Here is a 943-nt window from a genome sequence, read left to right as displayed (position 1 = left end):
ATAGCTGTGTTCACGAAAACAGGTAGGGGCATAATGGTCATCAACTTCCCCATTATGTTTCGCTTGTCTTTTTAAGGCGGTGATCGGCTCTTGACCAGAGTTGTGAGCTTCCGTATAAATGTCTTTGGCATCGTACCCTTTATCCAAGGTCAAATAAGAGGGGGTATCGGTTCGGATTTTATTTTTCCCTACTTTTCGAATCGTTGGGATCGCTAAACTGACATCCGCCGTAAAGGCGGACGCCACTGTCATATCTAAGATGTATTGGGTCCGAGTGGAAACGGCTAAGGACACTTTATAGCCAAACCAAAAGGTATTTTTTCCTTGACTGTTCTTTTTCACACCCCAAGAAGGATAGGTCGGAATACATTCCACGATCTCTTCTGTACTCATGGCGTGCTGGTCTTTGATTTTAGGCAAGGATGGATTGCTTGTTTTATGTGGCTTGGTCCGTGCGTCAACTGCCGTTGCGTCAAGCGCAACGTTTTCTTCAAAAATAGCGAATTCGTTATGGATCAGTTGAAGGAGTTGATCATTCATGGTTTCCAGCACAGATAGATTATCGGCTAGGATACTCATCACACGAGAATAGGTTGCTTCGGATGGAATGGGATCTGAATAGAGAAATCCCACACTCAATTTCAAGCGAAGGTCGCTTTTCAAACGTGCAATCAGTGCTTTTTGTGTCGGAATGTTCTCATGGATACGCACCATCAAGGAACGGAGGAGCGCTTGATAGTTCAATTTGACGGGTGGACCCACACGAGATTCTTTTTCGAATAGAGCTAATACTTTTCCCCACTCAAGTGGGGAGAGAATTTCTTGGTATTTCTCCTGAACGTCAAGTTTTTCTAAAAAATCAATGTCAAATAAAGTGGGTTGTTGTATAATGGACATAAGGAATCCCTCCTGGAGTACGTGTCTTAGTCGACAACCTAATTGT

The 943-nt window shown here is 43.5% G+C and carries 1 protein-coding gene; it reads right to left on the bottom strand.

Annotation, left to right across the window (positions count from 1 at the left end; all coding sequences use genetic code 11):
* A partial coding sequence (locus ACYQ2O_RS12430) for a transposase (protein ID WP_459796729.1) occupies positions 1-897 on the bottom strand: 897 nt, incomplete at its 3' end.
* Positions 898-943: the final 46 nt, after the last annotated feature.

This window comes from Alkalibacterium sp. m-11, from assembly GCF_054658155.1.
This window is presented reverse-complemented; position numbering and strand designations above follow the sequence as displayed.